This is a genomic window from Treponema peruense, assembly GCF_016117655.1.
GTDB classification, from domain to species: Bacteria; Spirochaetota; Spirochaetia; order Treponematales; family Treponemataceae; genus Treponema_D; species Treponema_D peruense.
The window spans coordinates 1,510,202-1,523,604 of sequence record NZ_CP064936.1; the positions used below are offsets into that span (position 1 = coordinate 1,510,202).

At 43.7% G+C, this 13,403-nt stretch carries 17 protein-coding genes; all 17 read right to left on the bottom strand.

Translation table 11 applies throughout. From position 1 onward, the window contains the following. Positions 1-11: 11 nt before the first annotated feature. The gene (locus tag IWA51_RS06970) at positions 12-3,518 is read right to left on the bottom strand and encodes a phage tail protein (protein ID WP_198441894.1); all 3,507 of its coding nucleotides are present in this window, start codon (positions 3,516-3,518) and stop codon (positions 12-14) included. Next, positions 3,496-3,864 (bottom strand): NlpC/P60 family protein, encoded by a 369-nt coding sequence (locus tag IWA51_RS06975; RefSeq protein ID WP_198441895.1) that lies wholly within the window; start codon positions 3,862-3,864, stop codon positions 3,496-3,498. Before IWA51_RS06975 ends, IWA51_RS06970 begins: the two co-directional genes overlap by 23 nt. Continuing rightward, positions 3,864-4,325: a hypothetical protein gene (locus tag IWA51_RS06980; protein ID WP_198441896.1), complete on the bottom strand. Its 462-nt coding sequence runs from the start codon at positions 4,323-4,325 to the stop codon at positions 3,864-3,866. The genes IWA51_RS06975 and IWA51_RS06980 overlap by 1 nt, the downstream gene beginning before the upstream one ends. Next, on the bottom strand, positions 4,322-4,666 hold the full coding sequence (locus IWA51_RS06985; RefSeq protein WP_198441897.1) for a hypothetical protein: 345 nt from the start codon (positions 4,664-4,666) through the stop codon (positions 4,322-4,324). Before IWA51_RS06985 ends, IWA51_RS06980 begins: the two co-directional genes overlap by 4 nt. Beyond that, positions 4,663-7,227, bottom strand: coding sequence for a hypothetical protein (locus IWA51_RS06990; protein WP_198441898.1), 2,565 nt, complete (start codon positions 7,225-7,227; stop codon positions 4,663-4,665). The genes IWA51_RS06985 and IWA51_RS06990 overlap by 4 nt, the downstream gene beginning before the upstream one ends. A 253-nt stretch (positions 7,228-7,480) precedes the next feature. Further along, complete coding sequence (locus IWA51_RS06995) at positions 7,481-8,038, bottom strand: Gp15 family bacteriophage protein (RefSeq protein ID WP_215905251.1); 558 nt, start codon at positions 8,036-8,038, stop codon at positions 7,481-7,483. A 79-nt stretch (positions 8,039-8,117) separates the two neighbouring features. Then, positions 8,118-8,639, bottom strand: coding sequence for a hypothetical protein (locus IWA51_RS07000; RefSeq protein ID WP_198441900.1), 522 nt, complete (start codon positions 8,637-8,639; stop codon positions 8,118-8,120). Positions 8,640-8,643: 4 nt separating this feature from the next. Then, a complete protein-coding gene (locus tag IWA51_RS07005) occupies positions 8,644-9,057 on the bottom strand; it encodes a hypothetical protein (protein ID WP_198441901.1) in 414 nt (137 codons plus the stop codon). Further along, complete coding sequence (locus IWA51_RS07010) at positions 9,044-9,403, bottom strand: minor capsid protein (RefSeq protein WP_198441902.1); 360 nt, start codon at positions 9,401-9,403, stop codon at positions 9,044-9,046. The genes IWA51_RS07005 and IWA51_RS07010 overlap by 14 nt, the downstream gene beginning before the upstream one ends. Then, a complete protein-coding gene (locus tag IWA51_RS07015) occupies positions 9,400-9,741 on the bottom strand; it encodes a hypothetical protein (RefSeq protein ID WP_198441903.1) in 342 nt (113 codons plus the stop codon). The genes IWA51_RS07010 and IWA51_RS07015 overlap by 4 nt, the downstream gene beginning before the upstream one ends. Continuing rightward, complete coding sequence (locus IWA51_RS07020) at positions 9,741-10,127, bottom strand: hypothetical protein (protein ID WP_198441904.1); 387 nt, start codon at positions 10,125-10,127, stop codon at positions 9,741-9,743. Before IWA51_RS07020 ends, IWA51_RS07015 begins: the two co-directional genes overlap by 1 nt. A 125-nt stretch (positions 10,128-10,252) precedes the next feature. After that, complete coding sequence (locus IWA51_RS07025; protein ID WP_198441905.1) at positions 10,253-11,146, bottom strand: hypothetical protein; 894 nt, start codon at positions 11,144-11,146, stop codon at positions 10,253-10,255. A 12-nt stretch (positions 11,147-11,158) separates the two neighbouring features. After that, a complete protein-coding gene (locus IWA51_RS07030) occupies positions 11,159-11,710 on the bottom strand; it encodes a phage scaffolding protein (RefSeq protein WP_198441906.1) in 552 nt (183 codons plus the stop codon). 92 nt (positions 11,711-11,802) lie between these two features. Continuing rightward, on the bottom strand, positions 11,803-12,255 hold the full coding sequence (locus tag IWA51_RS07035) for a hypothetical protein (protein WP_215905252.1): 453 nt from the start codon (positions 12,253-12,255) through the stop codon (positions 11,803-11,805). Positions 12,256-12,307: 52 nt separating this feature from the next. After that, positions 12,308-12,583 (bottom strand): hypothetical protein, encoded by a 276-nt coding sequence (locus tag IWA51_RS07040; RefSeq protein ID WP_198441908.1) that lies wholly within the window; start codon positions 12,581-12,583, stop codon positions 12,308-12,310. Further along, complete coding sequence (locus IWA51_RS07045; RefSeq protein ID WP_198441909.1) at positions 12,584-13,033, bottom strand: hypothetical protein; 450 nt, start codon at positions 13,031-13,033, stop codon at positions 12,584-12,586. It lies immediately after the preceding gene. Next, positions 13,015-13,362 carry a hypothetical protein gene (locus tag IWA51_RS07050; RefSeq protein WP_198441910.1) on the bottom strand — a complete coding sequence of 116 codons (348 nt, stop codon included), beginning with the start codon at positions 13,360-13,362 and terminating at the stop codon, positions 13,015-13,017. The genes IWA51_RS07045 and IWA51_RS07050 overlap by 19 nt, the downstream gene beginning before the upstream one ends. Positions 13,363-13,403 lie beyond the last annotated feature (41 nt).

Genomic DNA, 13,403 nt, shown 5'->3' on the forward strand with positions numbered 1-13,403 from the left:
GACACTTTTTTTCAATCCACAACAATTGACAATAACTCTTTGAAATTTCCCCCGTTCGCAACAAGATTGTTGCATTCAATCTGCCCGGTCTCTCCGTTCAGCATAAATCCGGAAGCAGCACCGCTTACGAAATCCTTTGTCTGAATAAGTCCTGTGGTTCCCATTGTAAGAGACTTTTCTATTTCTGCATCCTTTGTTTTGAAAGCAAGTGTCTGAATATCATCAGCCGAAAGAAGTTCTGTTTTGATTTTCCCGCCGTCAATTATCGATGTCGAAGTTCCGCCGTTGTTAAATACAACCTGTTTTGCGTCAATATTAAGTTCCCCAACAGCAACCTTTATCTGGTCTGCGGTTAGTTCAATCTGGCTGGCAAGAAGGCCGCCTTTGACACACGCGTCCCACAGTGGCTTGACTGCCGCCTCCGGGTCAGCATTCGCTTTGATTGCGTAACTACCTTTAATCGCAGTGCCCGACGCGTCTGCAAGCTGTTCATACACTGCCGCAACAGCCGATTCCGAAGATTTCTTCACCATTTTGGCACGCGTGTCAGAGTCAATAACAACAGGCAGTTCAAGAGAAAGCGACATATGCCCTTCCTTGCCACCGCCTCGGACCATAGCACCAACGTATGAGCTCTGTACAGAAACTGTTGACTGTAGAGTAGATATGTTTGTGTTTGCGTCTTCCAAGTCCGACTGGTCAGCCTTTGTCTTAACGGTAGCCGATATTTCTGTCGCAGTCTGTTGCAGAGTAGATATATTCGTATTCGCTTTATCCAGTGCCGACTGGTCAGCCTTTGTTGCAACGGTAGCCGATATTTCTGTCGCAGTCTGTTTCAGAGTAGATATACTCGTCTTTGCTTCGTCCATGACGACGTTCATATCCTCGTCTTTGATTTCTGTCATTGAATTGGCAGTTTTCAGCGCTTCATCTACCTTGGCAAGAATAGCGTCAACAGATGTTCCGTCAAAGTCTATTTTGTGCACATTCGTAAAATGGTTGCCGTGGGTCATTGCGTTGACGGCTTCCTGCGCCGCATCAATTCCGCCCTTTTCTGCTGCCTGTTCGGCAGCCTTTATTACACCGTCAAGAATATTGCTCTGGTCTGTTGTTCCGCCGGTCTTATTGGGTCTGTTTGTTACATTCGATGTATAGGCGGGTATTGTTCCGTATTTGTACATTTCGGGAACATAATCTTTGAGCGTAAGAATATAATTCCGTCCGTTCGGTTCCGCGTCCATAATCTTCATGCGGCTTCTTATCTGCGTAAACTCTCCGTCAGTGTCGAGCCGGCCGAAAGATATTGTATCGCCATGCCCCGGAAGAACATTGTCGCTTATTGAAACATTACTTGTAACCTTAAGTGTATGGGTTCTTGCAGTGCCTTCCGCATTGCTTACCTTAAGATAAAGAACGCCCCTTTCAGTTCCTGCGCACGCATTCACGATAATTCCACATGCGCTGTCTGTAGGGAAGTCTACAAATCCGTCAAGGTTAATCTTTGAAAGAACCCCGCCCGAATACTCCGCGCTCTTTATTGTTGTACTTCCAAGTCCTATGGCAAGAGCTTTGTGCTGTACGTCCACACAGTCAAAAATAGGATAGTATGCACCGACAGGGCCCACGTTTACCGTCATGGTTCTTGGCTGTGCACTTTCTGCCGCCATTTCGCGCCATGCGTACTTGTAAATATGGTCGTGCGTTGTAATGTAGTCACGGCTCAACTTGGTCAGCGTGTCTGTTGCCGGATCATAATCTCCGCCGTCACGCATGAATGTTTCTGTGTCCGAACTGTATTCTGCATCCGAGTTAAGATAAGTACAGCGTCTTCCGTCTGTCTGTCTTTTGAACTCCTTGCTCATCTGGAACGAGATTATATTGTCACTGTTAAGAAGTGCAACCGCATAGGAGCGCGCACTGTCTATTACAACTTCAATCTTGCCTGTAGACGGGTCATAGACAAGAGCGGCATTTGCATTCTGTAAAAGTGTCTCAATGGTATTCTTCTTTGTGGTGCCGTCAAGAATGGCGCCGTCTGCATAAAAATTGTTTGACTTACAATATTCATAGAACGCGCCAAAAGAGTCCAGATCCAGTTCCGAGTCTTCGTATTTGCTCGGTGAATGAGTATCACTCGTAAGCACTTCAAGAACCCAGGAAGCAAGGTTCCGCGTCGGTGTTTTGTCTGTACTCCAGGATGTTCCGTTCCAGGTTCTTGCGTAGGAAGTGCAGGTCACATTGAAGGCGTCAAGATTGTCTTTAGTGTTTGTGTTTGCAATCATGCGCAGTGCAATGCGCGTACACTTGTCAGAAAGATTGTCTTCGAGAGGCTTTGCCGCAACCAGTGCCGACTTGCTGCTCTTTTTTGCATCATAGCATTTTGTCTGTACGGCAAGAAGGTAAATCGTGTCATTTGCATTGCTTTCAGCTTTCGCCGTTGTGCGTTTTACCCTTACAGCCATATTCGAGCCGAACGCCTGTTCCGCGGTGAATGTCTGTGTTGCAACAAAGCGCATCTGTTTCTTGGTTCTGTAACTGAATGTATTCGAGTATGTCCCGTTCTGGTTAAAACCTTTCGAGAACCTTTCCCATACAGGATTGCTGGCGTCTGTACAGTATTCCACTGTAAGCGTAATGTCCTGATTCTTCCACCCGTCGTCATATTTACGGCAACCGTCAAGAAGAACTACAACTTCAACCTGCATTGCGTGTTCCGGAAGATTTTCAACAACGCCTGCTTCCCACTCTTCCTGTATCTCCTTACCTTCATCAGCGTCAGATCCGTCAAAATATCTGTGCGGTATTTCTGTATTAAGTTCGTTGCTCACCCATTTCTCGTTGAACCTCGAATCGAGCGTGAAGCTTCCGCTCTGTATAATTTCAACGCGGTTTTCACTGTCCCCGTATGTTCCTTCGGCTATGGTGGCCGTTCCGCTCAATTTTCCGTCAGCCCATGACTTAAGGTCCGTCGTCCCCAGCGAGATTTTGTTGATTGCGGTTTTTGCATATCCTATTTCCATGACTGCATTGTAATAACTCTTTGAACCGTTTGCTCCGCCGAAAGTATAGAATGGCGAAGAAAGAAGATACGGCGTCATAAGAGTCTTGCCTATAATGAACGGCAGCGTATTGCCTGTAGCAATCTGGTTTTTTGAACCTTTGACAAAAGGAAGCTTCGCGCGTGTCTCTGCCGCCGCCTTTGCAGCTGCAGCCTGTTTGTCCATTTCTGCCTGCATTTTGTCGTTCTTGTCTTTCTGCTCGAGTGCAGTACCGAATGCGCAGAATCCGAGTATCGCCGCACCGCCAACGACAATGGCAGTGACGGGGTCTTTCGGCAGACGGCGAATAAAGATAACGTCATCTTTTTTTGCGACATAATCTGCCTTAAGTTTTTCACCCTTGCTTATAATAAGACTTTTTTCTAAATCAATGCCTTTTACAATGTCGCAGATTTTTCCGTCATTATTGTAAATGTCGCAGTCTTTGCCGACTCCGTTATAAACGTATATCAATGCCATAAATATTCCTTACCGGGAGTACCCCGATTCTGTTTATGCGGCTTCCGTTCCGCGTTTCATGTATGAATTCTTTATTATTAATACAGATCCCTATATGCAGGTTTCCGTTATCCGCCGTCATCTCCAGAAGCGCACCTTCCCGCGGTTTTTCTATTCTGTGTACATTCAGAGTGGGGGCGTACACGTCTGCAAGTTCCGCATTGTGGTTTTCATATACCACATCATTCAGCTTGTACCCGAATCTTGCAGCTGCTTCTATCGCAAGGCCGTAACAATCCATGCCGTTATGGTCTCTTCCGTGGTCCTTGTACGGAATGCCAATAAGGTCGTCAATATCTGCCGTCATTACGCATTACCCGGATTGTTTTCGTTGTCAAATACCACCGGCGGAAACGTCATCGAAAGTCTGTCGTCATTCGTGAAGCTCATCTGCATCTGGTATCCGTTGTTTATGGTAACGCTTCCGTACTGGTGTCTGTAAAAAGAAAGCGGTTCTACGTCAGTCCCGTTTTTGAGAATGCCGACAGCATTTACCGACATCGTATGTGTCGCAAGATCTGCCCATGCAGAAAGAGAATTGTCTGCAACAGAAACGTCAAGGCTTCCGCCCTGAACAACTCCGCCCCTGACCTTTGGCGGTGTATATTTGAATGCCGCCGCCTTGTACGTCTTGCCCAGATAAACAACGTCTTCATTGTTGTTTACCAGGTAAATTGTCTCATAGCCCGGCGCAATAAACTGAACAAGATACGGCAGTGAAAAAGAACCGCCTTTGTCCAGCGCGTCGTATATATCTCTTTCCGTCATGCTTCCGTAAACTCCATAGCCCATTCATTGTATCTCTGTCCGCTCCCTTCCGGCACAGAAGACAATCTGTATTCGGTATTATAATCACCGCCCGAAAGGTCCCTGAATAAAAATGTTCCGGCACCACCGCCCAGACTTATTCTGAACCATGTGTCAAAAAGTTTTTTCTCTGCTTTTGTCCATCTGAACTTTACGGAGAATTTTCTTATTGTTCTTGTATTCCTCGCATACGTGACAATGCGGCCGCTGTCATATTCCTGTGACTGCGTGTTGCCCACATAACCGACTGTTACTCCGTATGCCTTATTGTTAACGCCCGAAGGCCATGCAATCGCACTCATAATATCACCGTTCCCGCCTGTCTTGTATTCATACCTGCTATTCCGCCGTCGTATGAACCGTTGATAAAGCCTTCGTTTATATGTTTATCCAGTATGTCTATCACAACAGAATAGTCATTTTTCTGTCTGGCAATCGCATTTACCCTGTCGCTCTGGCTGTTGTTGATTGTAATGTCCATTCCCTGTCCGCGGCCTGCCATAAGTCCCAGAGCTTTCATCTGTCCCTTCGTGAATATACCTTCGCCCGAATTGACCATAGCGGGAACTTTGTCACCGCTGTAACTCGTACCAGGAACAATACCACCCGTTGCAAACTTCGGCGGTGTAGGTTTGGACTGTGCAAGGGAAGCAAGCTGTACCGCCCCGGACACTCCAATCAGAGCGCCGTTAATAATTCCCATAGGGTATCCCTGTGCAAGCGCCTTTGTAATACCTTCCGCAATGTTGGCTGTTGCCGTCGCTACACTCATAGTCCACTGCGCCATTTTAACCTTGTATTCTTCCTGCGCCGCTTTCTTCTGAATCTCATTCAGCCTGTCGTAGTATTCCTCTTCATTCAGTTCGCCGCTGGCATACTTCTTTTCTGCTTCCGCGGTTTCAAGGTCCGCCTGTGCAGAAATATTGTCGCTCATCATTTCGCAGGCACCGTCCACAATATCCTGTGTCTGCTGCATTACACTTGCAATGTCTCCTGCAACTTCCGAAATCTTTTCCCTTTGCTTGTCCAGGGACTCGTTATTTGCATCTTCTATTTCCTTAAGAATTGCCTTGTGTGCTTCTGCCCACTCTTTGTCAATTTTTGCCTTCTCTTCGGCAGTAATCTTTTCTTTATCAAGTTCTGCATCAAGAAGGGCAAGGTCTGCTTCAAGGGCGGCTTTCTTTGCTTTATGCTGTGCACTTTCGGAATACTGCGACTTCACGTCCTCCGCACTGCGTTCAGCCTCTTTTGTAGTGTCTTCAACTTCGGATGCAGCTTTTCCCAGATCCTGAATTATCTTGAGCCGCCTTCCCACCGCGTCTTCAAAACTCATTCCCTGGAAAGCCGGGTCTTTCATCATATCAAGAACTACAGCCATCGCCGCTGTATATTTTCTCTGCGCCTTTGTTTTCTCATCTATCTGCTCTGTACTCGCGATTTCTTCTCGCCTTATGTTTTCGGCTTCTTCTGCAATGGCCGCGTCTATCTTTGCCCTGTATGCATTGCGTGTTTCAAGGGCCTGTGCCTTTTCTGCCTCGCTCTTTTTAGTTTCTTCTGCTTTTTTCTGCGCTTCATTTTCAAGAGCCAGCTGTTCTTTCTTTGCTTTTGTTTCTTCAACAATGGCGTCATATCTTCCGGTTTCATTGGCTTTGATAACGCCGCTATAATATGCAAGCTTTTCTGCATCCTCTCTGGTCATGTCATAGAAATTTGCAATATCAGAAATTCTCTGCTCATTAAGCTGGTCCTGAGGCATGTAATTGTAAGTCATTGAGTCAAAAACTTCCGATATTTCTTCTGACATTCGTTCAATTTCCGTTGCAGAAAATTTTCCCGAATTAAGAAGTGCCTGTCCGGCAGACTCTGCAAATATTGACTGAATACTTGCGGCCGCTTCTTTTGCCGCCTGTTCCGCAGCCCTTTTTGCTTCCTTTGCCGCTTTCTTTGCGCTCTCCTTCGCTTCTTTCTCTGCCTTTGCAGCTTCTTCTACAGTCTTTCCGCTTCCGCCGTTTTTCCCGTCCAGAATCTTTGCAAGTTCAACGCCTTCTGCCTGTGCTTCAATAATCGCCTGTTTTGTTTCAACAGACTTGTTCATCGCGTCAACAACATTCGTCAGAAGTGTCTGTGCAGAATTTTTTACATTGTCCACGGCAGGAGCAAAGTTTCTTCCAAGTGCTTCCTTGAAGTCTCCCCACGTATTTGAAAGTCTTTGGGAAGAACCTGTTGTCTGTGCAACACTTTCGGCCATACCCTTGTATTGCCCCGCAATAACCTTTACTGCCTCACCGTTCTTTAACTGTTCCGTTGTGAGTTCTTTAATTTGCGGAATACTTTCTCCCAGTTCTCCTGAAAGTCCTCCATAAGTTTTGTTAAGATTGCGCACCGCACTTTCAAGGCTCATAGTACCGCTTGCAGCAACATTGATTGAAGCGGCCATAATGTCCATAATTTCCTGTTCCGTTCTTCCGCTTGCGGCAAGCTGTGCCATAAAAGGAAGAAGTTCTTCATCGCCAAAAGTAGAAACAGACTGCAGTTGTGAAGCATAAGCTTTAAGATTTTTTACAGACTTTCCGTCAAGATAAGGATTATTCTGTGACGCCGTTTGAAGCTGTGTTTCGGCCCCAATCTGTACACGGTAAGCGTCATTTACAGCTTTTATTCCGGAAGCAACTTTATTAACAGCTGTTGCTGCTGCGGACATTGCGGTTCCTATCGCACCGCCTGCAATCCCTATGTTTCCAAGTCCTTTAACTATCGAGCCGTCGCCAAGTTTTTTTAATTTATTTGATAATCCTTTAATTCCTTTTTCAGCACCGCTTGTATCAATTTCAGTTCCAATGCTTACTTTTCCGTCGTCTGCCATTATCTTGACTTCTCCTTATATTGTGCTATACTCACTTTAGTGAGGTTGCCTATGAGTTCTTTTATTTTCTTTACGGGCATTGCTGTCATTGTCATACTTTATCTTCTTATGCATAACAAAATTGACTAAAACACCAAAAAGGAACGTGAATTATGGTCACTTTCATTTCAATAATCATTACCGCAATCCTTGTTAAACTCGCTTATAATTGGTGCAAAAACCACCTTGATGATGATGTCGAAGGCTTTGCCGACTAAAACAGCGCATTAAACGCGTCCAGCTTATCCTGCTCGTCATCAGTAAGCTCGTCGTCCAAACTCCACGCCTCGCGCAATCGTGTCATCGTTGTTTCATATTTTGTTCTGTCATAAGGATTAAAACTTCTGTAACCTATAACATCAGTCAGCTTGCAGTCTTTCAACCCCGCAACAAGAGCGCGAAACTCATACCAGTGCATATCTGCATTCAAAAGATTTATTCCGTAACATTGCAAAAAGGCAGAATAAATCAAATCGCTGTCTGCCGTGTAAGCAAAAACTTTTTCATCGTCGTTTGAGCCAGTCTCTTTTGGAAATTCAGTTTTTTTACAATAAAAGTCATACAGAGCCTCAAAACCTTTTATTAAGTCTTTCGGTTTTTCAAACTTATACAAAAACATAAATTCACTCATATATTTTTTTTCAGCCATAAGACGGTAAAACATAAGACCGTACCTGAACGAAGTTTGAATTTCGTAACTTACGCCGTCAATCAATACGCATTGAGCCTGTTTGCTTTCAACTTTTGTAAGGTCAATTAATCCCATATACATATAGTCATTTTTAAACAAAAAAAGCCCTCCGGCACAAAGCAGGAGAGCCTTTTTACACTTTTTTTAATTTTAACTTTTTTTACAAACCGCTGCCGTCAGCAGTATAATAGCCTTCTGTAAAGACCGGAGTACCGTCTGTAACAGTAACGTAGCCTTTTTCAATGCCGCCGTTAAAGTACAAATCACAAGTCAAAGTCCCTGCAACACTGTCAAGTTCGTTTGCAACAAAGCGCGCATTCGGTGCCTGCCAAGCCTTAAAGTGAGTTTGTTTTTCTGCTTTGGGATCCAATCCTTCCTGAAAGAACACAATAAGAACAGGCATAGAAGCGTCGCTTCCAACGTCCATATTGAAGAACTTCGGAAAAATCTTTTCATAATCCGGTTCGCCTTTGTACATAGTCAAAGCCTGGTTCAAACTCGGTGCATAGTGATCAAGTTCCGTAGTCGGTGTTTCGTCCGCTATGTAGTCAAATTCATTTGTAACCGGATTCATCGAAAGATTGAACGCAGTTGATTTTCTGATTCTTGTCCACGAAGTTTTGCCTTCTGCAGTGTCACCTACAAAAAGCGCAATCTTGTGTTTTTTAATGAGTTCACCCATTTTTTTATTCCTCCAATTCGTTTATATCATACTGGCAGTCTATCGCCGTAATATAAGTTGAATACTTTTTTTCATCAGTCCCCAAAAACTGTGCAGTAACTTCATCTGCAAAATCAATGTCGCTTCCGTCTTCACTTACAAGCGTCATTCCGCTTAAGTCAGTAACAATTTTTTCAACAAGGTTTCGCGCCGTCGTTGCGTTTTTCATACATACAGAAAAGTTTATATTGCACGTTACGCGTCTGTCCGGAGCGTCCGCTTCATCATCAATAAATGCTTGTACAGAAACAGGCAGAACAGAAATCACAATCGAATCAATTTCACCTTCCGGACGCATGTCATTGAAAATCTTTATCTTTTCCGGAACAAACTTTTCAATATGCTTTTTTATAGCCTTGAGTGCTTTAGATGTATTCATCTATAAGTTTTCTCCATTTTTTCAAAAATCTTGCCTTTGCCGCCTCAAACCACCGTGAACACGCGTTCGGGTTATCCTGCTTTGAATGGTCAAAATCATCTCCATAATATTGCGCTTTTGCATAAGGTGTGTGCCAGATAACTTTACCGCTTCCCGGAACAGTATTCATAATTCCAGACTTTTTGAGCGTCCCCGTGTAAACAGGAATAAAATAATTGGAATCCTTGAGCACCTGACTGTCGAGCGCTTTCTGTGCCATTGTTGCATTTTCTGCCACACGTTCCATAATGCGCTTTTCATCAACATCAACTTTAATATTTGAAAAAACAATTCTGCGCTTATTCATACAAGAGTAGCCTCATAATGGTGTATAACTCCCATTACCTTAAACGGAACAACACTTTGAACAGTGTACTTTGTGCCGGTCCAGGTAATTCCCATATCAACTTCCGGAACAAAACAAGTGCCGTCAGCCCACTTTGCGCGCCCATCACAAATCAAAAGCATAGAATCAGTAAAAATCTTGCCGCCGTTACCGTCAGAAATAGTCTTTCTTATATTGGTTACCGCAACATTCGCCACATTTTCCGAGACTGGTACTCTGTTCCGATCCTCGTCATAAGTCCAGCTTTTTTCTGCAAGAACACTATCGCAAAGCCATTTTTCGGGAATAAGTTTTGCCATTATCTCACTCCAGGAACATAATCGCAGTAAAGGCGGAGCCACTTCATTTTCTGCTCGGCAACGCTCTTTGCATTCTTGTCAACAAAAGAATCAAAAACTTTTCCGCCGGTAGAGTAGGAATAAGCGCCAAGACTTTCAGAAGCAACCGCATTGTCAGCCTTACCGCTTTCAATAAGAGAAGCCTTGTAATCAACTTCACACATCATACAGACCGCGCTGTCAATCCCGTTTTCTTCACGCTCAAAAACAAGACCGTCAGCAACAAGATTTTTTACAAAAAGAATATTTTCAGTCTTGTAAAGGTCAAAGGAAGCCTCATCCGGAACAACAGCCCGCCCCAAAGTAGAAGAGTAGAAAGTATAATTTACATTGTCGAACTGTGCCAAAATAAGGCCTCCTTTTTTTATTTCTTTCCTTTGTCCGATTTGTCATCAGACTTGGAAGGTCCGTTTGTTTTCGGTTTGCCGGGTACAGAAACCCGACCTATAACTTTCGCCATAGGTCAGCCTCCTTACGCTACAGAATGCAGATAAATACCCGCAGTCTTGTTTTCGTAAACATCGCAGAGAGCGTAGTTTCTGTAATTGAACTTCCAACCGTCCGCGCTCTGGTTTTCTTCCGGAGAGAAAACAGAAGGAACAACGTGTTTCTCAAACTGAATGACTGCCGATTTTTCAACAATCATAAAGTTGATGTTCTGACCGGCGGCAGTTTCAGGATCTGCAGTAGCCGCGTGTTTTACATAACCGCCCTCGGTCTCTCCGGAAGTAGTACCGTCAAGCTGGTCAATTGCCGTGTAGAATCTTGACTGCGGAACAGTTACAAGACGGCTTCCGAAATTTGCGATAATTTCACGGCTCTTTGTTGTGTCCATTGCTTCAATCAATCTCTTGATTGTTGGTGTCACAAAAAGAATGCGGCTTTCTTCCGGAACTTCATCGTCGTCCATTTTGCTCATTGCAGCAGTGATTGCTTTAATTGCATCTTCACCGGTAGCAAGAACACCCTTTGCAGAGTTACCTGCTTTTCCTGCATACACAGCAAAACGGAAAGCGTCAATTTCAGGAACAACCTTTACACGAATGAATTCAGAAGAAAGGCGTCCGAAAGCAACACCGGCTGTTTCTTCATTGTCCATAGCGTCAATCGTAAACGAACGGCCGCGGTCAAAGTTTGCCTTGATAGTTTCGTTGGTAAGCGTAACATCGCCTCCAACGTAACCCGAATTTCTTGAATAGTCCGCAAGTCCCTGCATAGAGATTTTCGGAACAATAAACTCATTTGCGCCGGCACCGTTTGCGATGTTGGCAGCATTTGAATCAAGAACAGCACTTTTTGAAGCGTTCTTGTAAACTTCATCAAGAAGCGAAATATACTTCTTGAACAATGCAACTGCATTTCCCATTTTTTACTCCTGTTATTTTAACGGCGGCAATCCCATAATTTCGCGTGTTCTTGCCACATCGTCATCTTTTCTGTCAGCTCCAGTCTGCGTCATACTCGGTACAGTAGGAGGAGACGGTTTGTTTTCATCAAGCAAAATGTTCTTCTGGTCCTTAATCAGTCCGCCAAAAATATCGTCAAGACTTTTGCCCTTGCTTTCGTTACCGTTCAGAGCTTCTGCAAGTTTACCTGCAATAGCGTCTCTCGTAATAGAATTGACAAACTTCTTTTCAGAAAGATAGTCTTTTACTTTTGCCTGTGTTTCCATTTCTGCAATACGTTTTGCAGAATCCGCTTCCTGTGTTTTTAACTTTTCCGAAAGTTCAGCAATCTGCTTTTGCAAGTCTTCCGGCTTCAATGCTTTGAATGCTTCAAGTTCTTTAGTCGCGTCTGCAAGATTCTGTTTGAGAGTGTCCCTGTCAGAATACTTTGCTTTTTCGCGTTCAATGTCCTTGCCGCTTTCTTCCTGAATCTTGGCAATAACTTCTTCAGTAAGTCCAAGACCTGTTAAAAACTCTTTTGTCATTTTTCCTTCCTTGAGTTGATTTATAGAGCGCCACTGCAGCGCTTTCGAAGTAAGAAAAGTTTTGAGCCATTCTCACGGGCTTATATATATAGTCATTTTTGTTTCAAAGAATCAGATTCAGCCAATAAGGAATCTTTACATTGAGTTTGATTCTTAAAAATATCAGACATATTCGTATAATTATCGCCATTGTAAGTGCCAGCGCCGCTACCGTTATTATCTTCGCTCTGGTCGCCAGCTTCTTTTCGTATACGCTCAATGTCACACTGTAATCGTTCAACTTCACGTTCGTAGCCTGTAAAGAGGTATTCAAGTTTTTCAATTCCGTCTTCAATACTTCTACTTGTTTCGATGAGCTTTCCAATTCGTTCTCTGCTAGAAGAAGTTGCTCCGTCAAGTGCGTTGACTGTTGCTTCAAGTTTTCCAGCTGTTCGTGAATTTCCGTCGACAATGTCTGTATGGGTGATTTCTGTACTTCTGCACCCTGTGCAAAACAAACAGAAGCAAAGAAAAAAAACAGACATAAAACTAATTTTCTTAAACATCTCATTTTGTCTCCCTTTTTGTAAAATAATATTTTTGACTTGCGTCTACATTTCATTGTTCTCTTTCCTTTTTTCCTGCAACTTTCTGAACAACATTACCGCCAATATAGGCAATAAGTTCAGTCCCAAACATAAGCCCAAGCCCCGTAAATCCCTCCGGCAATGAAAAATCCATAAAAACGGCAATTCCCTCAATTACAACAACAAGCGTTGCAAGAATCCCGCACCAAACAGTCAAAATCCATTTTCTTGACACATACTTTTTCTTTTCTGCGTCAGAAAGACATTCTTCAATTTTCTTGTATTCTTCGTAAGTCTGCTCTGCCATTTATGCTTCCTTTTTGTGCGGCTTTAAAATACGCTGGGACGCAATCTTCCCGTATTTTGCCGTAAGAGAATTTTCAATCGGCTCAAAATCTTTCCGCTGGAAGTGAGACAAAACATTTCCTGTTTTTTTTCGTTCCCACCTTTGAACACAATACTCACCGTCCTTCGTTGCGTAAAAAGCCGCTTCTTTCCTTACATCCCACTTTACGCCCGTCATCATCTCAAGAAACAATCCCGGGTATTCAACAAAGAAATTGTTATCGTCGTTTCTGTCGTCCGCGTTGTAATGAATGTAGCCTCTGTCTACCGCGTCAAACAAAGAATCAAGAACATCAATATGCTTTCCGGAATATTCTTCTGCAATATCAATAAGACAAAGCGCATAACACCCCGCTTCTCCCGCTTCCGACAAAAAAGTCTGTATTCCGTTTCTTAATCTAGTTTTTGACATTTAGTTGCTCCGTAAAGTCTTTCAATCATTTTGTCCAGTTTAAGGTTCATATGCTGAACTTCCGTTTTTGTGTCTGCTACCGTCTGTGCCATAGAATCAATCTTCGTAGAAAGCGTCGCAATAGCCGTATTGTGAACATTCACATCATGATACAGCCCCTCAAACTTCACGCGCGTTTTTTCACGTTCTTCTTTGTCACGGCTTTCATTTTCTGCAACACGCTGTTCCATTTTTCCGAACCTCACCGAAAGACGCGCCATTGTGCCGAGAATTGATATAATGAATCCTGCCACCGCAATGGCACAGGAAATAATCGCAGTAGTACTCACTTGTTTCTCCCACACTTATAGTCATTTTTACATTGCTGCAA

Bases quoted from the DNA above. Each gene is read 5' to 3' on its own strand.
- IWA51_RS07040 (WP_198441908.1), bottom strand. From the start codon at position 12,583: ATGGCAGAGCAGACTTACGAAGAATACAAGAAAATTGAAGAATGTCTT.
- IWA51_RS07005 (WP_198441901.1), bottom strand. From the start codon at position 9,057: ATGAATACATCTAAAGCACTCAAGGCTATAAAAAAGCATATTGAAAAG.
- IWA51_RS07015 (WP_198441903.1), bottom strand. From the start codon at position 9,741: ATGGCAAAACTTATTCCCGAAAAATGGCTTTGCGATAGTGTTCTTGCA.
- IWA51_RS06985 (WP_198441897.1), bottom strand. From the start codon at position 4,666: ATGAGTGCGATTGCATGGCCTTCGGGCGTTAACAATAAGGCATACGGA.
- IWA51_RS06995 (WP_215905251.1), bottom strand. From the start codon at position 8,038: ATGTATATGGGATTAATTGACCTTACAAAAGTTGAAAGCAAACAGGCT.
- IWA51_RS07025 (WP_198441905.1), bottom strand. From the start codon at position 11,146: ATGGGAAATGCAGTTGCATTGTTCAAGAAGTATATTTCGCTTCTTGAT.
- IWA51_RS06990 (WP_198441898.1), bottom strand. From the start codon at position 7,227: ATGGCAGACGACGGAAAAGTAAGCATTGGAACTGAAATTGATACAAGC.
- IWA51_RS07000 (WP_198441900.1), bottom strand. From the start codon at position 8,639: ATGGGTGAACTCATTAAAAAACACAAGATTGCGCTTTTTGTAGGTGAC.
- IWA51_RS06980 (WP_198441896.1), bottom strand. From the start codon at position 4,325: ATGACGGAAAGAGATATATACGACGCGCTGGACAAAGGCGGTTCTTTT.
- IWA51_RS07035 (WP_215905252.1), bottom strand. From the start codon at position 12,255: ATGTTTAAGAAAATTAGTTTTATGTCTGTTTTTTTTCTTTGCTTCTGT.
- IWA51_RS07045 (WP_198441909.1), bottom strand. From the start codon at position 13,033: ATGTCAAAAACTAGATTAAGAAACGGAATACAGACTTTTTTGTCGGAA.
- IWA51_RS06975 (WP_198441895.1), bottom strand. From the start codon at position 3,864: ATGACGGCAGATATTGACGACCTTATTGGCATTCCGTACAAGGACCAC.
- IWA51_RS07010 (WP_198441902.1), bottom strand. From the start codon at position 9,403: ATGAATAAGCGCAGAATTGTTTTTTCAAATATTAAAGTTGATGTTGAT.
- IWA51_RS06970 (WP_198441894.1), bottom strand. From the start codon at position 3,518: ATGGCATTGATATACGTTTATAACGGAGTCGGCAAAGACTGCGACATT.
- IWA51_RS07030 (WP_198441906.1), bottom strand. From the start codon at position 11,710: ATGACAAAAGAGTTTTTAACAGGTCTTGGACTTACTGAAGAAGTTATT.